A 21738-nucleotide genomic window follows, 5' to 3' on the forward strand; every position below is an offset into this window, starting at 1 on the left:
AAGTGCGTAGGTGTGCGCAGGCACTTGTGCAGCCCCCGGTACGACTGCCAACAAAAGGAAAAGATGTTTCTTGCCAAACTTTTTGGCCGCGTGCTGCATTCTTTAGTTTTCCCTTCTTGCTTCTGACCTTACCGGTATGGCGAAAGTCAAAACCCTTTATTTCTGCCAGAACTGCGGCGCCCAATCCGCAAAATGGATTGGACGCTGCCCCAGCTGCGGCGAGTGGAACACTTACGTGGAGGAAGTGGTGGAGAAAACCGACACTGCTACGGCCGCCAACGCCTGGAAGGCCTCTTCCTCAGTGGGTACCACCTCCAAAGCCGCCAAACCCAAGCCGCTGGGCGACATTCTGTACGAGGAGGAGTCGCGCCTGAATACCCACGACGACGAGCTGAACCGGGTGCTGGGTGGTGGCCTCGTGCCCGGCTCCCTGGTGCTTATTGGGGGCGAGCCAGGCATCGGCAAAAGCACCCTCATGCTTCAGATTGCCATGCAGCTCAACGGGTTGCGTATTCTGTACGTGAGCGGGGAGGAAAGCGAGCAGCAGATTAAGATGCGGGCCGAGCGCCTGGGCCGCCAGCACCCGGGTCTCTACATCCTTACTGAAACCAACACCCAGAATATCTTCCGTCAGATCGACCAGCTCCAACCCAACGTGGTGGTGGTCGATTCCATCCAGACCCTGCACAGCACCTTGGTAGAAAGCGGGGCCGGCTCTGTGAGCCAGGTGCGCGAGTGCACCACCGAGCTACTCAAATACGCCAAGGATACCGGCGTGCCCGTGCTGCTCATCGGCCACATCACCAAGGATGGCTCCATTGCCGGCCCTAAGATTCTGGAGCACATGGTGGATACCGTGCTGCAGTTTGAGGGCGACCGGCACCTGACCTACCGCATCCTGCGCACCATCAAAAACCGCTTCGGTTCCACCTCTGAGCTAGGCATTTACGAGATGCAAGGCGCAGGCCTGCGGCAGGTGAGTAACCCGTCAGAAATCCTGCTTAGTCAGCGCACCGAGGTGCTTAGCGGTTTGGCCATCGGGGCCACGCTGGAGGGCAACCGGCCGCTGCTGGTGGAAGTGCAGGCCCTCGTGACGCCCGCCACCTACGGCACCCCTCAGCGCAGCTCCACCGGCTTTGATGGTAAGCGTCTGCAGATGCTGCTGGCGGTGCTGGAGAAACGCAGCGGCCTGCGCCTGGGTCAGCACGACGTATTTCTGAACATTGCCGGTGGCCTGCGCCTCGAAGACCCGGCCCTGGATTTGGCCGTGTGTGCCGCCGTGGTCAGCTCCCTCAACGATGTGCCTATCCGGGGCGAAATCTGTCTGGCGGCGGAAGTGGGCCTGAGCGGCGAAATCAGGGCCGTGAGCCGGCTGGATCAGCGTCTGAGCGAGGCGGAAAAGCTGGGTTTTGCGGAAATGTACATTTCGCAGTTCAACGCCAAGGGCCTCGACCTAGCGCGCTACGGTATCCGGGTACACCCGGCGGGCCGCCTGGATGAGGTTCTGACGGGCTTGTTTGGGTAGACCTGGCGTGATGTGGCGTTGGTGAAAATCGAGCTAGGGCATCACGCATCCTGGTAAAGCCCTATTTTTTAGATAGCCGGTACAGTCGCCTACCGGGAAGTGTTCAAAACTTTGGTATCGACCGGCGGGTTACGAAAAAAGTAACCTGCCGGATTGGACTTTCTCAACCATTACCGCGTATCTTCGGATAAGGAATTGACTTTTACCGCGAATCAACTGACGCGGTAGCGCGAAAACCGGCCCTCCGGTTAAGCAGGGTCCGATTTCTAACCTGCTAAGCCCCTCCCCGATGGCCTATAGATTTCCTCTCACTGCCGCCCTGTTATGGGCCGGGCTGCTGGCCGCCCCGCTATTGGGGCGGGCCCAGGGTACCGTGGTGCTGACCGGCAAAGTCAGTGGCCGGACGGCCGATACCGTGGCCGTTTCGGTGCGCGAGAACCCGCTCGATGTGAAAGAGCAGATTACGTATGCCCGCCTCGACAGCAAAGGCGAATTCCGGCTGGCTCTCACCGTAAACGGCCCCACCCGCGCTGATTTGGTGTACGGCGACGACGTAACCGACCTGTTTCTGGAGCCCGGCAACCAGATGGAAGTCCGCTTCAAAGGGTCCGACCTGGCCAGTTCCGTCCGCTATAAGGGTAAAGGCGCGGAGGCCAATACCTTCCTCACGGAAATGGACGACAAGTTCGTGGAAAACGATGGTTTCCAGGTTCTTCCCGACAATATCACGTTCTACGAAGCCCCGTTCCTGTCCTTTCTGGACTACCGTCGGAAGGAGGAAACCAAGTTTCTGGAGGAAAGCTCCGAAGGACTCTCGCCGGCTTTTAAGGAGTACGTGAAGGCCGAAATCACTTACGGCTATGCCAATGACCGGCTAACGTTTCAGGATTTGCGCGAACAGGTAGTAGCTACTGAGGGCCGCCTGAAAATGACACCCTCGTACTACGAGTTCCTCAACGACAAATCCCTGATCAACAATCCGGCAGCGGTGCAGAGCGAGCAGTACCAAGAGTTTCTGCTCAACTATATTCACTACCTGGCCACCAGCAGCGGCAAGCTGCGCTCCGACCCCGACTTTTACCAGGTATGCTACGATATGGCCAAAAACCAGCTCACTGGCCCGGCCAAACCCATTGTGATGGGTCGGGTGCTGAAAGAGTCGTTCCGGTTTGGGCACGTAAAGCAGTCGGCGGCTATGCTGGAGGATTTCCGTGCGGTAGATGCCAAAAATCAGTATTACCCGCTGCTGAGGCAGGATTTTGAAACTCACAAAGCCTTTGCCATCGGCTCGCCGGCCCCCGATTTCCGGCTGGTTTCCTCCAAGGGCGACACGCTGAGCCTGAAGAACTTTGCCGGAAAGCTGGTGTACCTGAACTTCTGGCGCACCACCAGCGGCTTGGCCCTGCGCGACCTGCCCTACGAGGCGGAGCTGGCCAAGAAGTTTGAGGGCAAGAACATCGTGTTCCTGAACGTGGCCCTCGACGACAACGAAGGAGCCTGGAAGCAGCTGGTTATCAGCAAGAAGCTACCGGGCGTGCACGTCCGGTCGGGCGGCGGACTTCGCTCGGCGGTAGCCCGGGCCTACGCCGTGCAGGACGTGCCCAGCTACTTCCTGCTGGCCGAAGACGGCACCTTCCTCAACACTAAGCCCAAGCGCCTGAGCAGCCGCGCCGCCGTGGACGAAATCAAGGAATCGTTCGGCAAAGCCAATACGTACAGCAGCTCCATGCCAACGGGCCGGTAAATCAGTATTCAAACTATGCCTTCAAAACGCCTTTCGCCCTGCGGCGAAAGGCGTTTTGCTGTTTTGTGTACGATAGACAGACAGTTCTGGCCGCCCCCGGAGCCACTACCTCACCCGCACCGCCGTGGCCGTGGCTCCTACCGAGGCGGTTGCCTTTCTGCGCCCGGCCGCGTAGCTTGGCCATACTGCGCTGCTTCTCTTATCTACCTATTGCTAGCCCCTCCCGCTGCGGCGGGCCTGTCTCATCCTTCTTACCCCTTTATCCCGTTTCGCCCCGTGAAACTTATTCGCTCACCCCTGTACCTAGCCCTGGCCCTGCTCACCCAGTGCAGCAGCTGCAAAGAGGGCGACCCCGCTCCCGAACCACTGCCCGAACTGCCCCCCGCCACCCAGACCGGGGCCAGCACTTTCGGCTGTCTGGTCAACGGCAAACCTTATGTCGCAAAGGGTATAAATCAAACTGGTGGAGATTGGTTTACACTTAATAAACTGTCAATCGGCGCTGACATGAGAAGTCAAGGGCAGAAGTCGACACTCAGTTTGCTGCTATCAGATACTGTTTCTTTCGGCATATTGACGACTACCTATAAGATACTGTCAATAACGCAGATATTTCCGCCACCTCAAAGGGTAGGATTTACTGTCCGAGCTAACACAGACAGGTGCTCCTACGATGGAGTCAACACCCGCACGGGCACGCTGACACTGACGCGCTACGACCCGGTGGCCCGCATTGTGGCCGGCCGCTTTGCCTTCACGCTCTACGAGCCCGGCTGCGATACGCTGCGCGTTACCGACGGACGCTTTGACGTCCAGTTCTAATTCCTCTATCCCCTTATTTTCTATGCGAAAATTATTCGTTTTGCTCGCCCTCTGCTGGGCGAGTGGCTCGCTCGTACGTGCCCAATCCGCTGACCCCGTCCGCCAACAGCTCGACCAGCTGCTGGGCCCCCTCGACAAAATGAAATAGACGGCTGTGATCCGGCGGCTACGTATCAGGTCCGGCCCTATGACCCGTCCCTTACCTATACCATTACGTCCTCTGGCCGGGTGCGTCACAAGCCGTTAAGCCGCGATGGCAGTTTCGCAGTTCTTACCTACGGAGCCGGCTATGGCGAAATACGCATTACGGCTACCAATGCCTGTGGTAGCACCGGCAGCACCTTACCGGTTACCGTGACTCAATGCGACTATTCGCCTTCTTATACTGTGTACCCCAACCCGGCCCGGGATGAGGCTACCGTAGTGGCCACTGAGCCGGCGCCAGCAGCCCGCGCCATCACCGCGCCGGGGTTCGACGTAGTGCTCTACAACGAGCAGGGCCGCCGCGTGTATCAGGGCCGCAGCCAGCATGGCCAGGCGAAACTGCCGCTGCGGGAGCTGCCTGCCGGCCTCTACCAGTTGCACGCCGGCCAGGGCAACCGGCAGGAGCGCCACACGGTGCAGGTGCGGCCGTAGGCCACGCTATTGTAATAGCCACAGGCCTCTTCTTCCCGTGAACCGAAGAGGGGGCCTTTGGTTATTAGGGCCAGTGGCTCGTTTCGCCACCGCGCCCCGTACCTTTAGCCCCGCATGGCCTCCTTACTCACCGACGGACTTAATTTCTTTTCAAAAGCTACTCCCGGCCGCCTCTGGAACGGGGCGCAAGTGGTAGGGGGCTACGTGCTGAGCAAACTCACGGGCAAGGCGCGCCACTGGGGCCTGCCGGTGGCTTTGAGCTTCGAGCCCACCACCAGCTGCAACCTGCGCTGCCCCGAGTGCCCCAGCGGCCTGCGTTCCTTCACGCGCCCCACCGGCATGCTGCCCGATGAGCTGTTCCGCAAAACCATTGACGAGGTGGCCTCCCGGCTCTGGTACCTGATTTTCTACTTCCAAGGCGAGCCGTACCTGCACCCCAACTTCCTGGAGCTGGTGAAGTACGCCGCCGATAAGGGCATCTATACCGCCACCAGTACCAACGCCCACTACCTCAACGACCACAACGCCCGCCGTACCGTGGAATCGGGCCTCGACCGGCTCATTATTTCCCTTGATGGTACCACTCAGGAGGTGTACCAACAGTACCGCGTGGGCGGCAAGCTCGACAAAGTGCTTGAGGGTACCCGCAACCTGATTAAGTGGCGGCGGGAGCTGAAAAGCCAGACGCCGCGGGTGGTGTTCCAGTTTCTGGTGGTGCGGCCCAACGAGCACCAGTTGGAGGAGGCAAAGGAGTTGGCCCGGGAGCTGGGCGTGGACGACGTGTGGTTTAAAACTGCCCAGATCTACGACTACCACAACGGCAGCCCGCTCATTCCCACCATCGACTACTACTCGCGCTATGAAAACCAGGGCGACGGCACCTGGAACATCAAGAACCGGCTGCTCAACCATTGCTGGAAGATGTGGCACTCGTGCGTTATCACCTGGGATGGGCTGGTGGTGCCCTGCTGCTTCGATAAGGATGCCGAGTACCGCCTCGGCGACCTCAAAACCCAGACCTTCCGCCAGCTCTGGCACGGCAGTAAATACCGCAACTTCCGCGCCGCCCTGCTCAAGGGCCGCGACCAGATTGACATGTGCCGCAACTGCACCGAGGGAACCAAAGTGTGGGGGTAGCGGTGAGATTGTGAAGTAGTGCAATGGTGAGTGTGGACAGTGCGCGAACAGTACGTCATTGCGAGCCTGTTGAGGAATCCTGTGTGCTGACGTTGCAGTAGTACAGCAAGGCCGGTGAACCGTAGCCGGGCAGGTTGATTTCGGCTGGTGAATACGACTGAGGAAATATTCCCAATTTCACCTTTTCCGATTTCGCCTTTTCCACTGCCGCCGCGCTATGTTTTCAGCTGCCCGTATTCTGGCCATCCGCAAGAGCAAAGGCCTTTCTCAGGAAGTGCTGGCTGAGCAATCGGGCGTGAGTCTGCGCACTATTCAGCGGGTGGAGCAGGGCGACACAGTGCCGCGCGGCTACACGCTGCAGGCCCTGGCTACCGCCCTCGATGTGCCGTTGGAAGCCTTCCGGCCGGAGCCCGAAGCCGCCGCTCCGGCTGCTGAAACAGCTGCCCCGTTGCCTATCACGGCAGCACCCTCCACGCTCCCCGATCCGCAGTTTCTGCAGCTACTGAACCTGAGTGCGCTGAGCTTTCTGGTATTGCCACTGCTGAACCTGGTGGTGCCATGGCTGCTCTGGCGAAAGCACCGCCACGAGGTGGAGCACGCCGCCGAAGTCGGGCGGCGCGTGCTGGGCTTTCAGATTCTGTGGCAGGTGGGCTGCTTTCTGGCATACCTACTGGCCGGATTGGTGCAAGTGGTGGCGCATGCCTTCCATACCTTTATACCGGGGCTGTACGTGGGCGTTTTCATCGGTTCCTATCTGCTCAACCTGGGGGTGGTGATTTACTATGGCTGGCAGTTACGCCAGGGCCACCTGGATATCTACCGGTTTCGGCTATAGCAACATCCACGCACAACGTTCTTATTGTCAATAAATTGCTTCAAACGGCGGCTAAATGACGGAGGAATGACGCACGGGGTAACAGTGCAAGGCAGCTATGTTTGAGATGTACTCCACTCCTCACTTAGTGCGCCATGAAACTCCTTCGCAACGTCCTGCTCGTTATCCTTACCCTGCTACTGCTTGGTGGCGTGGGCGGCTACTTTTACATGCGGAAAAAGTTTGAGCCGGCCCCCAACCAGCTGGCCGTTGCGGGGCTGCCTGCCACCTGCACCTTCGTGTGGCAGGCCGATAGCTCAGCCCGACCCGTGGTGGCCCAGGCAGCGTTGTTGCTGCCCGTGTCGTTGCCCGGCTGTGCCCGCACCTGTTACCTGCAGTTCGATACCGGGGCTCCTACCTCCCTACTCTATACCCATCCGCTGGCCGCTTTACGGGCCCGTTACCCCGACACCCGCCAGTACCTGCTACCCCAGGCCGATACTCTCCATAACTTCCGCTTCGCACTGGGCCAAAGCCAGGTGCAGGCCCGCCGGATGCGCGTACTGACCTACGGTGCGCACCAGCTGCCCGCCGACAGTACCGCCCCGTTCATCATTGGTACCCTGGGGGCCGACGTGCTGGAGAACCGGGTCCTTGTACTCGACTACCCTGGTCAGCGTTTCAGCCTCGAAGCTCAGTTTCCCGACAGCCTGAGCCGCCGCACGGAGTTCGTGCCCCTGGCTTTTGACAGCCGCCGAATCATGCTGAGTGCCGGAGTGGCCGGGGAAACCAAGCCGCTGCTGTTTGACTCGGGCAGCAGCGCATTTGCTCTCCTCACTAGCCAGGCTACGTGGCAGCAAATGGCTCGTCCCCAGGCCCTAGCCCGTACTTCCGCCGTCAATTCAATGGGCCGCACGCTCACTTCGCATACCATAGCTACGGCGGCTGCTTTGCAGCTGGGCGCGGTGGCACTGCCCCTGCAAACCGTCACGTACATTGAAGGCACCAGCTTGATGGAAAGCCTGCTGATGCGCTTTTCCGGCATGGGTGGTATGCTGGGCAACCGGCCCTTCAACCAGCATACTATTGTGGTGGATGTGAGCCATCAGCGGTTCGGACTGGTGCGGTAGCAGCAAAGCTGTGCAAGATGGGCCCCACCAAAAAAGCGCGACGCAACTTCCGTTGCGTCGCGCTTTTTCATTTTTTCACCTGAAAAAGGTGTTTACTTATGCTTCGGCTTGGTCAGGTTTTTACCCAGGTCCTCTACCGTTTTCAGAAATTCGTCCACGTCGGCATCGGCGTAGGTGCCGTAGGCGGAAGAGATGGTGCCTTTCACGCCGTCGGCGGTTTCAATGACATAGAGAATCGACATATCGTCGGGGTTGCTTTCACCCTCGAAGCGGTAGAAATCCACGATAGTTACTTCGTTGGGCGTGTAGCCTTTGCTCCGGTCGTTATCGATGGTATGCAAACGGCCATCGGTAACGCGGAAGTCGGCCGTGAAGCCATCCTTGTTGAGCTGGCGTTCTACATTCACGAGCGAGCGTTCTTCTTCTTTGTCTTGCATGATGAGGGGCGTTTGGTAGGGAATAGGAAGGATGTCAGATCAGCGGCGGGCCTGCCAACGGAAAGCCCCCGTGCCGGCTATACGTAGCCAGTACGGGGGCAGGTTATATCCGAAGACAAGAATATCGTGCCGTTACGACGCTTTTGTTTCCCGGGCAGCAGCCAGCTCGATGGTTCGCTGCAGCCGATCCACGTCAATGGTAGAGCAAGCTCCGCCGCAGCCCTTAGCGCAGCCGGCGGCACTCTTATCAAAAAAAGCCCGCCAGAAAATCCGCCCTACATAGAACGCAGCCCCGGCAAAGAGCAGTGCGATGATGAGATACTGTATCCACATGATGGTCACAAAACTACGACGAACAGGTTTTGGTTTGCGCCGGGCTGGTTTTTATGGCTATCCGGACTCAATAGAGCGTCATGCTTCATCTGACGTCCGCTTGTCGAAGCATTTCTACCGCTTCGTTTGAATAGTCTGGCAAAGAAGCGGTAGAGATGCTTCTACTTCGCCTCCGGCTTCGCTCAGCATGACGCTCTACCAGTCCTTACTTCCAGACTTCGCGGATGGTGTCCTGCATTTCTTGGTGTACCAAGCCGTTGCTGGCTACCACTTCGCGGCCGAACAGCGGGTCGCCGTCCTGCAAGAACTCCGTGACGCGGCCCCCGGCTTCGCGCACCAGCAGGATGCCGGCGGCTACGTCGTAAGAGTTGAGGTTGAACTCGAAGAAGCCCTCGAAGCGGCCGGCGGCCACGTAGGCCAGGTCGGCGGCGGCAGAACCCACCCGGCGCACCCCGTGCGAGCGGCGCATGAACGAGCCCAGCACCTGCAGGTAGTCATCCATCAGCCCGAAATCGGTGTAGGGGAAGCCGGTGGCAATGAGCGAGCTGTTCAGATCGGGCACGTCGGATACGTGAATGGGCACCTCGTTGCAGAACGCCCCGGCCCCTTTGGCGGCCCGGAAGCACTCGTCGCGCACTACCTCGTACACCACGCCGGCTACCAGTTCCTGGCCCCGGACGAGGCCTACACTCACGCAGTACACCGGCAAGCCGTGCACGAAGTTGGTAGTGCCATCGAGCGGGTCGATAATCCAGTTGAACTCCTCGGCGCGGTCAGCGCCTTCGGTGCCTTCCTCCGTGATGAAGCCGGCCTCGGGCAGCACCTCGCGCAAGCCGGCCACCAGCAGCTTCTCGGTTTCCTTATCCACGTACGACACCAGGTCGTGGACGCCCTTCATTTCGATGTGGCTGCGGTTGAAAGTGGCCGCCTCCTGGCGGATGAACTGGCCCGCGTGGCGCGTTACGGCCGCGAGCTGAAAGCTGAGTTGATTGTAATCCATGAGAAAGAAAGTGTCAGAAAAAGACCTCCGGCGAGCAAGTGTTTTTAGCCCGCAGAGGACGCCGAGCTGTTTCGGCCCGTAGATGCCGAAGCTAGGCTGCAGTTATGCGTCGCCGGTTCAACGCCAGACGGGCCAGCGTGAGCAGCAGCAACAGCACCGCCAGCACCTGGCAGGCGGGCCCGATCAGCTCGCCATGCTGCACGTAGAACGTCAGCTCCGTGTTCAGGTGGACGGTAGCCCGACTCACGGCGGGCACCCACCAACCGGTTTGCTGCGTGATTTCGCCCTTCTGGTTGATGAAGCCTGATATGCCGGTGTTGGCTGAACGGGCTACGTCGCGGCGGGTTTCAATGGCGCGCAGGGTGGCGTACTGCAAGTGCTGCAAGTGTCCCGGCGAATCGGACCACCAGCCGTCGTTGGTGATGATGCCAATGAGCGTGGCCCCGCGCTGCACGTACTGGTTCACGAAGTCGCCGTACACCGATTCGTAACAGATAACCGGGGCTACCTGCAAACCGGGAGTAGCCGTGGGGTACACTGTGCGTTCCGCCTGGGAGCCCAGGCCGCCGGCCGCGCCGCCCAGATCAATCACGAACATCGACAGCCACGGCGGCACACCCTCCACGCCCGGCACCAGCCGGCTCTTGTGGTAGAACTGCGGCCGGCCGGGCGTGCCAGGCAAGTGAATAGCCGCGTTGAACACGTCGTAATAGCCCAGGTCTTGACGGAAGCGGGCCGTGGGGCTGGCGTTGGCTTTATCGGAGCCGTACTGCTGCACGGTGGTCAGGCCGGTTATCAGTTCCACGCCCGGGTGCTGGGCCAGCCACTGGCGGAGCCGCTGCACCTTGGGGTAGCCCTCAAAGCCGGCCTCGAAGTAGGTTTCGTCGAGGGAGGTTTCGGGCCAGAGTACGAGCTTGGTCTGGGGCGTGAGGTGCTGCTCGGTGAGGGTGAGCAGGCGCGTAAGCTGCTCATCGTGCGAGATAAAGCGGGAACCGCCCTCAAACTTCTCCTCGAACGGGTCCACGTTGGGCTGCACCGCCAGCACTTCCGCCTTCGCCCCCTTTTCCTGATATCTGCTTCCTATAAAGTATGACAGGCCGATGGGCAATAGTGCTGCCAGCAGCGGCAGGAGTATCAGCCGCTGGAGCTGCACTCGGGACAAGGGTACGACACCCGAATGGCCGCCCGCCCGGTAATTGCGGAAGGCAAAAAACGCCAGCAAATTCACTACCCACATCCAGAGCGAGCCACCCAGAAAACCGGTATACTCATACCACTGCACCCACTGGTTGGCCTGGGCAAAGCCGTTGCCTAGCGTCAGCCAGGGCCAGGTCAGGAACCAGTGCAGATGCAGCTGCTCGAAGGCAATCCAGTAAATGGGCAGCGACAAATAGCCCAGCTTCGGGCCGAAGTGGCGCTTGGTGAGCCGGAACGCCGTGAGCGGCAGGCTCATAAGCAGAGCGTTGGCAATAACGGCCGTAATACCCCCGGCTAGGGTGCTGTAGCTCACCCAGTACGTAGTGAACAGGTTCCAGAGCAGCAGCAGCAAATAGGAGTAGGCCCACACCTTGCCGTTGCCGGCTCCCTGCCGGGTGAGGTGGTGTTCGAGGTAGAGGTAGGGCACCCAGGCCACCAGCAGCACCGCCGCCAGCGCGGCCGGGTGCACCGGCCACCCCAGCCAAAGCAGTACCCCGCCCAGCACGGCCAGCAGCAGCGGCAACCAGCCGGCGCGGCCGGTTGCGGGGGGCAGCGCGGAAGTTACTTTATTCGTCACGGTCGTTATCGGCATACCGGTCTTGCTTAATGCGTTCTTCTTTTTCGCGGCCCTGCACCACCAGCACAATCTCACCCTTGATGGCAGCGCGGGCGGCAAAATTGGCGGCCAGCTCAGCCAGCGGTGCCGTAATGGTTTCCTCGAATAGCTTGGTCAGCTCCCGGCTCACGGAAGCCGGCCGCTCAGGACCCAGCACAGCGGCCAGCTGCTCCAGCGTTTTCACAATGCGGTGCGGCGACTCGTAGAAAATCATGGTGCGGTGCTCGTGCACGAGTTCCTGCAGGCGCGTCTGGCGGCCCTTCTTCACTGGCAGAAACCCTTCGAACGTAAACCGCTCGGCCCCGAATCCTGACTTCAGCAACGCCGGTACAAAGGCCGTGGCCCCAGGCAGACACTCTACCCGCAGGCCCCGGGCCAGGCACTCGCGCACCAGCAGAAAGCCGGGGTCGGAAATGCCGGGCGTGCCCGCGTCGGATACCAGGGCCATGGTTTCGCCGCGCTCCAGTCGCACCAGCAGGCGTTGCACCTGCTGGTGCTCGTTGTGGAGGTGGTAGCTGAGCATGGATTTCTTCAGGCCCAGGTGTTGTAGCAGCCGGCCGCTGGTGCGGGTGTCCTCCGCCAGTACAATATCGACCTCGCCCAGCACCCGAATGGCGCGCAGGGTAATGTCCTCCAGGTTGCCGATGGGCGTGGGCACGAGGTACAACAGAGTTTTGGGAGCGTCAGCCATAGCCACAAAGGTAGCTGAGTTGTGAATTGCCAGCTGCCAGTTGTCGGGGCTGAATTCTGACAACGAACAACGGGCAACTCAATTTCCCCCGTACTCGGCAGCCAGCTTATCAATAGCGGCAGCCAGGGTGTGGTCCTTGTCGGTGACGGTGTTGCCCGCGTCGTGGGTGCATAGGCGGAAGCTCACCACGTTGTACTCGTTGCTCCACCATGGGTGGTGCTCCTGGTACTCGGCTTCCTCGGCCACGTCGCTCATAAAGCTGAAGGCCATCTTGAAATCCTGGAAGCGGAAGGTGCGGGTAAGGGCGTTGTCGATTTCAGTCCACATGATGCAGGGCAGGGTTGGCGGTTGTAGCAGAATTAAAGCGTATCGCGGACTGCCATCAGTGCGAAGCCCAGCAAATTGAGGCCGCGCCAGGTGGCGGGGTCGGCGGCCTGCGGATGGTCCTGGGCCAGGCCAATGCCCCAGATAGCATCCACCGGGCTGGCCTCTACCAATACCCGACTGCCGGTGGCTCGCAGGTAGTTGAGCAGAGCCGGGTGCTGGCCGAACTTAGCCGCGTTGCCCCGCACGACTATCTCAAAGCGAGCCGCGTCCCAGCGGGCTTCCTCAAAGTTTTGCACCTGGCGGCCCAGACGCTTGGCCACGTCGGGGTGCGGAGCCTGCAGAATAGCCTGCCGGGTAGCTTCGTCGTTGAACAGGCGGGCTTTTTCGGCCATCATGTAATGCTCAGCCGTGGCGTAGGTGTCGCCATCCAGTTCGAAGGCCGCTGGGTACCACTGGCTGAACACCTCCTTGCCCAGCTCGCCCCGACCAGTATGGCCCCAGAAATACAAGTACTTTGGGGTAGAGCCGGCAGCCAAGTGGCGCAGCAGCGTTTCAACGGAACGGATGGCGGGAAGCTCGGCAGTAGCCATATCAGGCAGGAGGGAGTGCGGGAATATTGTAGGCCCGGAAGCCGGCCAAAGCTAAACCCAAATCCGGGAACGGCAGTACACCTTAGCTGTACCGACTACCCACCTCAACCGCTCACCTCCTATGGCTATTGACCCCAACGACCGTCCCGTGCGCGTCATCAACGACGATACAACTGAACAGGAAATGGCGGCCGGCCACATCACGCCCGGCGGCGACCCACCCAAGAACGAGGCAGCCCGGGGCGGCTTCGGCAACCGGGAAGGCAAAGAAGGCTACGGCACCGACAGCGGCGCGGGCATTTCGGCCGTATCGGTAAACGAGGACGCTGACAAAGCCCAGCACCCGGCCGATAATATGCGCACCTCCGACGAAGGCCGTCCTGACCGCCCGAACCAGGATCTGCCGGCCGACGACGATACCGATCTGGAATCTCGCCGCCCGGTAGACGAGTTGGACCTGGACGATAAGCGCGCCGGCCGCGACGAAATGCAGGACCCCGACTCCCGCGTGGGCATGGGCCAGATGGACAAGCCCACCGGCACCAACGCCGACCTTGCCCGCCAGGGCACCAACGCCGACCTCACTGACCCCGACGCCACCGATACGGCCATTGTGCAGTAAGGCGCGTCTTCGCTGACCAGCATCAGCTCTTTGTATCTGTTTCCACCTAACTCCTGATTATCATGGCACATCGTAGCAGTGAAGCAAATCAAGAATCACAGGAAAAACACGACCGGAAAGCCGATATCGGTACACCCAAGGCTGATGCGTTGCCGGCCGGCACCACCGATGAGCAGACGGAGGACCACCTCGAACAGGAGGCCACTGATGCTGGTACCCGGCACCCCAACCGCAACCTGCACAAACCTGACCTCGACAAGCCGGGTTACTAGCCGGTGCATCTGTTTAAGTAAAAAGCACCTGTTAAAGCAGGTGCTTTTTTGTTTTCCCCCTCTCTTATGGCCCGTTACGTTACCACCGATCTGCATGGCTGCCTCCGGTCTTTTCAGCACCTGGTAGAACACCAGCTGAAACTACGTCTTCAGGATGAGCTGTACGTGCTGGGCGACTACGTGAACAAAGGTCCCGATAGCCGTGGCATACTCGATTATCTGATGCAGCTGCTGCAGCGCGGCTACCGGGTTACCTGCCTGCGTGGCAACCACGACCAGGAGCTACTGGATGCCGCCCAGGGCCACGCCCACCTTACCTGGGCCTCCGCCGCCGACCGGCAGCTCACGCTTGGCAGTTTCGGGGTAGAAAAGCCAGAGAATATTCCTTCCGTCTACCTGCGCTGGCTGTACGAGCTGCCCTACCAGCTGGAAGTTCCCGGCTGGGTACTGGTACACGCCGGCTTCGACTTTCGGCTACCGCCTGCCGAAATGCGTCAGGACTGGCACACGATGCTCAACATCAAGCAGTTCGTATTCGATGCCTCCCGGCTGGGCGGCCGTCGACTGGTACACGGCCACGTTCCGACGCCTGTAGCGGAGGTGCAGCGGCGTGTGAGTGCCCACACTGGAGCCATCGGGCTGGATACCGGCTGCGTGTACCGCCACAACCCGGAGTTGCGCAATTTAGCGGCCTTCAACCTAGATACCGAAGAGTTGCTTCTGCAACCCAACATCGAGGACGACTATCCGATTGGAGTCCGTTGAAAGTCAACGTGCTGACGCAAACCTTCACAGGTCTACGTCAGCACGTTGACTTGTTGACTTGTTGACTTCCAGCTCCTACTCCTGCGGCAAAGCTTCGGAGCGCAGCACTTGGCGGGCGGCCTCCTGGTAGGGATTACGCGCATCGTTGGCAACGGAGCGGAGCGTATTGCGGGCGGCCGTAATCTGCTGGTTGCGCCAATAGGCCATGCCCAGGTGGTAGCGCGCCCGCCCAGCCAGCCGGGACCCAGACTGCATGGCCACGCGCCGCAGAAACGGCTGGGCCGCCTTAATCTGCTCAGGGTCGTCCTGGCTGAGCAGGAAGATGCCGTTGTAATACGTAATGGTATCTTGGCCGATAGTGCTGTTGGGAATGCGGCGCAGCGTGTAGAGGGCTGGGGTGTAATGACCGGCGCGGTACTGCTGCATGGCTTCGGCCAGCAAAGGGCGCTGGCTTTCGCGCACCACCTCGTCGGTCAGGCCTACTTCCGGCACGTAGTAGCGCGTCCAGGCGGCTTCAGTATTGGGGGCAGTAGGCCGCAGCAGGAACCACCAGACGGCGGCCAACACCGTCAGGCCCACGGCGGCCACCACTCCCCACTGCCGCTGCACCCGGCGCTGCCGCCGCTTAATGCGGGACAGTGCCTCCTGCCGCTGGTCGAGGCGGCGGTCCAGGGCCAGCAGGCGCTGATAGAGGGTTTCGTGGCCGGCTACCCAGCGCAAATCGGCCGACAGCTGCTCGTATGCCTGATACGCCTGGTATAACTCCGCATCCTGCTCCAGCCGCACTTCAAATTCCTCCTGCTCGGCGGCAGACATCTGGCCATCGGCAAAGCGTTCCAACTCTTCGAGATAGGGGCGCAAATCGGAGGCAGGCAGGGTCATGGAGCAGGGTACTGACCAGTGAGGCGCGCAACCCGGGGGCTGGCGCAGCATCGGAACGATAGAAGAAAGGGGAACTTGGGGCTAAGCTACGCAGAAGCCGGCACAGGCGCTAGCTGACTGCGGCTTCGGTACGCAGGCGCAACTCGTATAGTTTGCGCAGGCATCCCGATTTCTGCATCCGGGCCACATTGGCGTTGGCAAAGCCCATCTTGCCGGCCACCTTCTCGAAATTGTAGCCCCGGAAGTAGAAGTACATCAGAATTTTCTGGCAATCTAGCCCCTGCTGACGAAACAGCATCAGCAACCGCTGCCGACGGCCAGCCTCCACCACCGGCAATACTTCCGTAGTACGGGCAGCTCGCACCTGCTCATCGGCCATTCCATACACGTAGGCCCGCAGGTCGGGCGGCAGCTTGGTCAGGCGACCGTCCGCTACCTGGTCGTAGAACTCAACCAGCACGGTCCGGAGCAACTCATGCGAGGACGGGGCTGCCAATTGGTGCTGACGGCGTGCCCAGCGAGCAAACAGGTCCCGATTCTCTTCATAAAAGGTAATCAGGAACGACTGGTTACCAATGCGGAGGCTGGTCAGGACTTCGGCGAGTTGATGGGGCGTGTTCATACCGGGCAAGATACGGGATTGACGGTATTAGGTGACAACGCCCCGGCGGCCGCCAAGGCCGACACGCAAAGAGGCCGCCCTCCCGGGCGGCCTCCGCTCAACGTACAAAGCAACTCCGACCGTAGCTGCTACTTCACGAACCGGCGTACGGTGGTGCGGCCGTCCGGCTGCGTGACCAGCAGGGTGTAGACGCCGGCCGGCAGTTTGGCAACACTCAGCACGCTACGGCCCAGCGTACCGGTGGCTACCGGGCGGCCGTACTCGTTCACGATGCGGTAGGTACTGCCGGTCAGGCTCGTGGACGAAGTCAGCTCCAACTGATCCACCACCGGGTTCGGGTAGATTTGCAGCAGTGCGGCCTCAGCTTCCGGCTGCGTCGCCGCTACCGAGGCAGTACGCGCCGTACTGGCCCGGGTGATGCGCACGAAGTTGATATTCCAGCCCCCCGACTGCGCGTAGATGCCGAAGTTGTAGGTGCCGGCGTTGAGGATGACGGTGCGGGATACAGTAGTCCAGGTCTGCCAGCCGCCGGTGCCGGGAATGGTGGTATTGCCCAGCTGCGTAGTGCCCGCATTCAGATCCGACGAGATGGTGCCCCCGGCGGCTCCGCTGGCTACCCGGTACTCAATGGTGTACTGGCCGGTGGTGGGGAAGCTGATGTTGTTCCACACCAAGTAGTCGCCGGTGTCGACGTAGCCCATGTTCTGGCCGCCGCCCGTATCGGTGCAGGTTTCTACAGTCATGCCGTTGTTCACGTTGGCAGCTTCGGCCTGCAAGGTCAGACTAAAGGTGCTGGTAGTGGCCGCGCGGACCCGCAGGGACGTGGCTTTGTCGTTCCAGTTGCCGGTGCCCAGGGCATTACCGACCAGACAGCTATTGCCGGCGCTGCCCACCGTAAGCGAGGCCCCCGCGAAGTTGTCGTTTTCATACAGTACTACCTCATAGCCGCTGTTCACCCGGAGCGATGACACGTCGTCGTTCAAAATGCCGCGGCTTTGCAGAGCAGTCAAGTTGTAGTCGCCCACGGGCAGGTTCACGGCCGTGCCGGTGTAGTTGCAGTCCTTATACACGGTGCTGACGCCGGCCACGGGCGGCGTGGTGCCGGCGTAGCCCCCGAAGGTGGCAATTACGCGGGTAGGCTGAGGCGTCTGGAGCGTGGCCGACTGGTCGTTCACGTCGTCGTAGGCAAAACCGTAGCTCAGGTTATCCACGCTGATGCCGGGCAGGTGCCAGAAACGAGCATAGTAGTTGAACGGGGCCGTCTGGTAATACTGGCTGGCGTCGTACCAGTTCTGCTGGCCGGGGTTGGCGGCGGTGGTATTCACTACGTGGCGGTTGATGGCGGCCGTCATCTGGGCCTGCACTACTAGGTCACAGTCGCCGTCACTCACCCGGTTATCCAGGAGGCCCTTGCCCTCAAACGCCATTTGGGTAGTAGGCCGGCCGTTGATGATGCCCGTCCGGCCCGCAAAGGCCCCCGACTGGCCCACTACCACCAGCCGGTCGTTGGCATCAACGCGGCCCTTGAACACGCCTGCGTTGCCGGCAAAGAAAATCAGGTCCGTGGTCTTGTACTTGTTCCAGATGGCATCGATGTAGCCCTTGAAGTAGTTGCCGTAGGGGCCGGGCGTGGTGCCGTTGGTGCCATCGTAGAAGGCGGCGGTTTTGGAAGGGAAGCTGATTTCGCCGGTGGCGTTGTTCACCGTGCCCTGAAACTCAACGGGCACGTTGGCCTTGTAGGCGGCCACGATGTCGGCGGCGTTTTTCAGCTCCCCGGTGCGCTTCTGATAGCCGTTGCCGAATAGCTCCAGGCCCATCGGGTAGCGGAAGGCATCCACGCGGGTAGTGTTGCCAAAGAACCCGAACTGATTGTTGGTCAACTCAATGAATTCATAGAGAATCCCCCGATTGGGGTCGGTGGGACTTTGCGGGTTAGGCGCGGCGTAGCCAGAAGGTGCACCCGTGGCACCGAAGAAGTACAGATACAGCTGCTGGCCCCGGCTGATGAATACCCGGCAGCCTTGGATCTGGGGCAGCGTGAAGGTTTTGTTGGGCACGTTGCTGAGCCGGGTAAAGCAGGCAGCGTAACGCGAGTTCTGCCCCGGTCCGGTGTTGCCGTCGTAGGTGGGGCCGAGGGCTGTGTTGTAACTGCGGTCCATGGGCAGAATCTGGCTGGTGCGCGCGTCCACCCACACATGCCGGCCGCTCAGATCGAGCCCCACGATGGCCACGTACAGGTCGGAATCGGGGAAGGGCGAGTTGTTGGCAATGGTAAACGGAATGCTGCCCTGGGCGCGGCCCAGCAAAGGAAGCAGGGCCCCCAGCAACAGAAGGCACCAGGCCAGTAGAGTAGGTTTTTTCATGGGTAGGAAGTTGGTTGTGGAAAGAGAAATGAACAGGATGCCCGCCCCACCGGGGCGTAATGGCCCGTCAAAGTACAGCCCGGCACCTCTCCGCAAAAAGGGCCAGGGCAAGCCCGTTTTCCCCGGCTACGGTTAGCCCACATGCCGGCTTTCTTTACTGCACACGCCCACCAGCTGCCCTGCTCCTGACACCCAGGTTGCCGGCTTTAGCGGCTGCACTTACCGCACACGCGGCCGGCGGCTACCTCCCTGCCCGATGACTAAATTTTATACGGTGCTTTTTTGTCTGCCACAGACCCTGGTTTTCACCGCGCAGAACTTCCGCACTTCCCCGGTGCTACCTCATTTGCCCATCATCATTTCCGCTTACCTTTGGCCTTATGGAAACGCAAGCCACCCTCGCCCTCGACACCGCCGTCTTCGACCTGATTCAGAAGGAGAAAGAGCGCCAAACTCACGGTATTGAACTCATTGCCTCCGAAAACTACGTGTCGGAGCAGGTGATGCGGGCCCAGGGCTCCATCCTCACCAACAAGTACGCCGAGGGCCTGCCCGGTAAGCGTTACTATGGTGGCTGCGAAATCGTAGACCAGATTGAGCAGCTGGCCATTGACCGCGCCAAGGAACTGTTCGGCGTGGAGTGGGTGAACGTGCAGCCGCACTCCGGGGCCCAGGCCAACGCGGCCGTGATGCTGGCCATCCTCAACCCCGGCGACAAAATTCTGGGTTTTGATTTGAGCCACGGCGGCCACCTCACCCACGGCTCGCCCGTCAACTTCTCGGGCAAGCTCTACCAGCCCTCCTTCTATGGCGTGGAGCGCGAAACCGGCCTCATCGACTGGGAGAAAGTAAAGGAAACCGCTCGCCGTGAGCAGCCCAAGCTCATCATCTGCGGGGCCTCGGCCTATTCCCGCGACTGGGACTATAAAGCCCTACGGGAAGCTGCCGATGAGGTAGGCGCGCTGCTGCTGGCCGATATTTCGCACCCCTCGGGCCTCATTGCCAAAGGTTTGCTTAACAACCCCTTCGACCACTGCCACATTGTAACTACCACCACCCACAAAACCCTGCGCGGCCCCCGGGGCGGCCTGATTATGATGGGCAAGGATTTCGAAAACCCCTTCGGCCTGAAAACCCCGAAAGGCGAAATCCGGATGATGAGCAGCCTGCTTGACTCGGGCGTGTTCCCGGGTACACAGGGCGGGCCGTTGGAGCACGTTATCGGGGCCAAGGCCGTGGCCTTCGGGGAGTGCCTGAGCGACGCGTATACCGACTACACCCACCAGGTTATCCGCAACGCCCAAGCCTTGGCCAACGGCTTCGTGGAGCGCGGCTACCAGATTATTTCGGGCGGCACCGATAACCACCTGATGCTGATTGACCTGCGCAGCAAGGGCCTTACCGGCAAGCTGGCCGAAAACACCCTTATTAAGGCCGACATCACCATCAACAAGAATATGGTACCCTTCGATGACAAGTCGCCCTTCGTGACCAGCGGCATGCGCATCGGCTCGGCGGCCGTCACCACGCGCGGCCTCAAGGAAACCGACATGGTGCGCATCGTGGACTTCATCGACGAGGTACTGACCCACAACGCCGACGACACCCGCATCAGCCGCATCCGGGGCGAGATTAACGAGTGGATGCAGCAGTATCCGCTTTTCTCTTAATCAATGGGTGAATGGGTGAGTGAGCGAATGAGTGAACGGCAAAGCAGCCGGCCTAACATCCTGTTGCGCCCAAATTGCGTTTGTTCCTCATTACCGCCTGCCACTTCACTCATTCACTCACTCACCCATTCACCTCTTGGATCCTACTCAACCCGTGCTGGGCGAACAGCACGAAATGTCGTTTATAGACCACCTGGAAGCACTGCGCTGGCACATCATCCGCGCAGCCATTGCGGTGGTGATATTTGCCACCGGGGCCTTCTTCGCCAAGGATTTCCTGTTTCACGACCTGATTTTGGGGCCCTCCCGGCCCGATTTCTGGACCTACCGCATGTTCTGCCGGGCCGGTGAGTTTCTGCATGCGCCCAGCCTGTGCATTGATAAAATTGGCTTCGTGATTCAGAACCGCGAGATGAGCGGGCAGCTGACCATGCACATCAGCACGTCGTTTATTGTGGGGTTGGTGCTGGGGTTCCCGTATCTGTTCTGGGAGTTGTGGCGCTTTATCAAGCCGGGCTTGTACCCGCACGAGCAGCAGAACTCCCAAGGGGCCGTATTCTTTGTCTCGGTACTATTTGCGCTGGGGCTGATGTTCGGGTACTACATTGCCGCGCCCATGAGCATCAACTTTCTGGCCGGCTACGTGGTGGATGCTACTATCGAAAACCAGATTGACATGCAGAGCTATCTGAGTACGCTCACCACCATGTCGCTCTCGTGCGCTTTCGTGTTTGAGCTGCCCATGATTGTGTTCTTCCTGGCCAAAGCCGGCCTGATTACCCCCGAAATCATGCGAGTGTACCGCAAGCATGCCATCGTGGTGATTCTGGTTATTGCGGCCATCATCACGCCCCCCGACGTATCGGCTCAGATCATCGTAACCATTCCCATCATCCTGCTCTACGAGCTGAGCATCAACATTGCCCGCGTGGTGAGCCGGGGCCGCACTGCCTCACTCAATGCTCAGCTGGCCGAAAACCAGGGAATTGCTTAGAGATGATGTAGAGCAAATAAAAATGTGGCGAAATGTGGCACAAGGCTGCACTTCGCCACATTTTTCATACCCATTAAATTCCACCACATTTTTCCTACTGCCATGAAACTTGCCATCGGCTCCGACCACGCCGGCTTCGACCAGAAACAGATGCTGCTCCAGTGGCTGCGCGACAACGGCTACGAGGTGCAGGATTTCGGTACCCACTCCCCCGATTCGGTGGATTACCCTGATTATGTGCACCCACTGGCCCTGGCCGTGGAGCGCGGGGAGTTTGAGCGCGGAATTCTGCTCTGTGGCTCGGCCAACGGCGTATGCATCACGGCCAACAAGCACCAGGGCATCCGGGCGGGACTGGCCTGGGAGCCGGAAGTGGCCTCTCTCATTCGCCAGCACAACGACGCCAATGTAGTGTGCATCCCGGCCCGGTTCGTGGACGAGGAGACTGCCCGCGCCATCACCAGCCAGTTCCTCAATACCGCCTTCGAAGGAGGCCGCCACCAAACGCGGGTGGATAAGATTAGCTGTTAGCATCAAGGGTGAAGTTGT

General features: G+C 60.2%; 22 protein-coding genes. 13 read left to right on the top strand and 9 right to left on the bottom strand.

Annotation, left to right across the window (positions count from 1 at the left end; translation table 11 throughout):
• The first annotated feature begins 136 nt into the window (after nucleotides 1-136).
• The 7 genes from radA to HSW_RS21560 all read left to right on the top strand — a co-directional run bounded on the left by radA (nucleotide 137) and on the right by HSW_RS21560 (nucleotide 7808).
• The gene (radA, locus tag HSW_RS21535; RefSeq protein ID WP_044003820.1) at nucleotides 137-1525 is read left to right on the top strand and encodes a DNA repair protein RadA; all 1389 of its coding nucleotides are present in this window, start codon (nucleotides 137-139) and stop codon (nucleotides 1523-1525) included.
• A 289-nt stretch (nucleotides 1526-1814) separates the two neighbouring features.
• Nucleotides 1815-3269: a TlpA family protein disulfide reductase gene (locus HSW_RS21540; protein WP_044003821.1), complete on the top strand. Its 1455-nt coding sequence runs from the start codon at nucleotides 1815-1817 to the stop codon at nucleotides 3267-3269.
• 276 nt (nucleotides 3270-3545) lie between these two features.
• Nucleotides 3546-4091 carry a hypothetical protein gene (locus HSW_RS24470; RefSeq protein ID WP_155833099.1) on the top strand — a complete coding sequence of 182 codons (546 nt, stop codon included), beginning with the start codon at nucleotides 3546-3548 and terminating at the stop codon, nucleotides 4089-4091.
• A 228-nt stretch (nucleotides 4092-4319) separates the two neighbouring features.
• Nucleotides 4320-4727 (top strand): T9SS type A sorting domain-containing protein, encoded by a 408-nt coding sequence (locus HSW_RS21545; RefSeq protein ID WP_044003822.1) that lies wholly within the window; start codon nucleotides 4320-4322, stop codon nucleotides 4725-4727.
• A gap of 114 nt (nucleotides 4728-4841) precedes the next feature.
• A complete protein-coding gene (locus HSW_RS21550) occupies nucleotides 4842-5864 on the top strand; it encodes an SPASM domain-containing protein (RefSeq protein WP_044003823.1) in 1023 nt (340 codons plus the stop codon).
• A gap of 217 nt (nucleotides 5865-6081) precedes the next feature.
• The gene (locus HSW_RS23255; RefSeq protein ID WP_052346735.1) at nucleotides 6082-6699 is read left to right on the top strand and encodes a helix-turn-helix domain-containing protein; all 618 of its coding nucleotides are present in this window, start codon (nucleotides 6082-6084) and stop codon (nucleotides 6697-6699) included.
• 134 nt (nucleotides 6700-6833) lie between these two features.
• Nucleotides 6834-7808 carry a hypothetical protein gene (locus HSW_RS21560; protein ID WP_044003824.1) on the top strand — a complete coding sequence of 325 codons (975 nt, stop codon included), beginning with the start codon at nucleotides 6834-6836 and terminating at the stop codon, nucleotides 7806-7808.
• 92 nt (nucleotides 7809-7900) lie between these two features.
• Here HSW_RS21560 and HSW_RS21565 read toward each other — a convergent pair whose 3' ends face one another.
• From HSW_RS21565 to HSW_RS21595, 6 genes are all read right to left on the bottom strand, one after another.
• On the bottom strand, nucleotides 7901-8245 hold the full coding sequence (locus HSW_RS21565; RefSeq protein WP_044003825.1) for a hypothetical protein: 345 nt from the start codon (nucleotides 8243-8245) through the stop codon (nucleotides 7901-7903).
• A 538-nt stretch (nucleotides 8246-8783) separates the two neighbouring features.
• Nucleotides 8784-9578, bottom strand: coding sequence for an inositol monophosphatase family protein (locus HSW_RS21575; protein ID WP_044003827.1), 795 nt, complete (start codon nucleotides 9576-9578; stop codon nucleotides 8784-8786).
• Nucleotides 9579-9669: 91 nt separating this feature from the next.
• The gene (lnt, locus tag HSW_RS21580; protein WP_155833100.1) at nucleotides 9670-11367 is read right to left on the bottom strand and encodes an apolipoprotein N-acyltransferase; all 1698 of its coding nucleotides are present in this window, start codon (nucleotides 11365-11367) and stop codon (nucleotides 9670-9672) included.
• A complete protein-coding gene (gene rsmI / locus HSW_RS21585; RefSeq protein WP_044005403.1) occupies nucleotides 11342-12082 on the bottom strand; it encodes a 16S rRNA (cytidine(1402)-2'-O)-methyltransferase in 741 nt (246 codons plus the stop codon). The genes lnt and rsmI overlap by 26 nt, the downstream gene beginning before the upstream one ends.
• Nucleotides 12083-12160: 78 nt before the next feature.
• Complete coding sequence (locus HSW_RS21590; protein ID WP_044003829.1) at nucleotides 12161-12409, bottom strand: 4a-hydroxytetrahydrobiopterin dehydratase; 249 nt, start codon at nucleotides 12407-12409, stop codon at nucleotides 12161-12163.
• A 32-nt stretch (nucleotides 12410-12441) separates the two neighbouring features.
• A complete protein-coding gene (locus tag HSW_RS21595) occupies nucleotides 12442-12999 on the bottom strand; it encodes an NADAR family protein (protein ID WP_044003830.1) in 558 nt (185 codons plus the stop codon).
• Between the two features lie 121 nt (nucleotides 13000-13120).
• On the opposite strand from HSW_RS21595, the gene HSW_RS21600 reads away from it, so the two are divergent.
• From HSW_RS21600 to HSW_RS21610, 3 genes are all read left to right on the top strand, one after another.
• The gene (locus tag HSW_RS21600; RefSeq protein ID WP_044003831.1) at nucleotides 13121-13621 is read left to right on the top strand and encodes a hypothetical protein; all 501 of its coding nucleotides are present in this window, start codon (nucleotides 13121-13123) and stop codon (nucleotides 13619-13621) included.
• Between the two features lie 62 nt (nucleotides 13622-13683).
• The gene (locus HSW_RS21605) at nucleotides 13684-13893 is read left to right on the top strand and encodes a hypothetical protein (RefSeq protein ID WP_044003832.1); all 210 of its coding nucleotides are present in this window, start codon (nucleotides 13684-13686) and stop codon (nucleotides 13891-13893) included.
• A 66-nt stretch (nucleotides 13894-13959) separates the two neighbouring features.
• The gene (locus HSW_RS21610; protein ID WP_044003833.1) at nucleotides 13960-14658 is read left to right on the top strand and encodes a metallophosphoesterase; all 699 of its coding nucleotides are present in this window, start codon (nucleotides 13960-13962) and stop codon (nucleotides 14656-14658) included.
• Nucleotides 14659-14733: 75 nt separating this feature from the next.
• Here HSW_RS21610 and HSW_RS21615 read toward each other — a convergent pair whose 3' ends face one another.
• The 3 genes from HSW_RS21615 to HSW_RS21625 all read right to left on the bottom strand — a co-directional run bounded on the left by HSW_RS21615 (nucleotide 14734) and on the right by HSW_RS21625 (nucleotide 18525).
• Complete coding sequence (locus HSW_RS21615) at nucleotides 14734-15540, bottom strand: hypothetical protein (RefSeq protein WP_044003834.1); 807 nt, start codon at nucleotides 15538-15540, stop codon at nucleotides 14734-14736.
• Nucleotides 15541-15649: 109 nt separating this feature from the next.
• Nucleotides 15650-16162, bottom strand: coding sequence for a hypothetical protein (locus HSW_RS21620; RefSeq protein ID WP_044003835.1), 513 nt, complete (start codon nucleotides 16160-16162; stop codon nucleotides 15650-15652).
• 128 nt (nucleotides 16163-16290) lie between these two features.
• Complete coding sequence (locus tag HSW_RS21625) at nucleotides 16291-18525, bottom strand: beta-1,3-glucanase family protein (protein WP_044003836.1); 2235 nt, start codon at nucleotides 18523-18525, stop codon at nucleotides 16291-16293.
• A 380-nt stretch (nucleotides 18526-18905) separates the two neighbouring features.
• Here HSW_RS21625 and HSW_RS21630 point away from each other — a divergent pair, with 380 nt between their 5' ends.
• The 3 genes from HSW_RS21630 to rpiB all read left to right on the top strand — a co-directional run bounded on the left by HSW_RS21630 (nucleotide 18906) and on the right by rpiB (nucleotide 21720).
• A complete protein-coding gene (locus HSW_RS21630; protein WP_044003837.1) occupies nucleotides 18906-20195 on the top strand; it encodes a serine hydroxymethyltransferase in 1290 nt (429 codons plus the stop codon).
• Nucleotides 20196-20331: 136 nt separating this feature from the next.
• A complete protein-coding gene (gene tatC, locus HSW_RS21635; protein WP_316931398.1) occupies nucleotides 20332-21189 on the top strand; it encodes a twin-arginine translocase subunit TatC in 858 nt (285 codons plus the stop codon).
• A gap of 102 nt (nucleotides 21190-21291) precedes the next feature.
• On the top strand, nucleotides 21292-21720 hold the full coding sequence (rpiB, locus tag HSW_RS21640; protein ID WP_044003838.1) for a ribose 5-phosphate isomerase B: 429 nt from the start codon (nucleotides 21292-21294) through the stop codon (nucleotides 21718-21720).
• Nucleotides 21721-21738 lie beyond the last annotated feature (18 nt).

This window comes from Hymenobacter swuensis DY53, from assembly GCF_000576555.1.
Lineage (GTDB): Bacteria > Bacteroidota > Bacteroidia > Cytophagales > Hymenobacteraceae > Hymenobacter > Hymenobacter swuensis.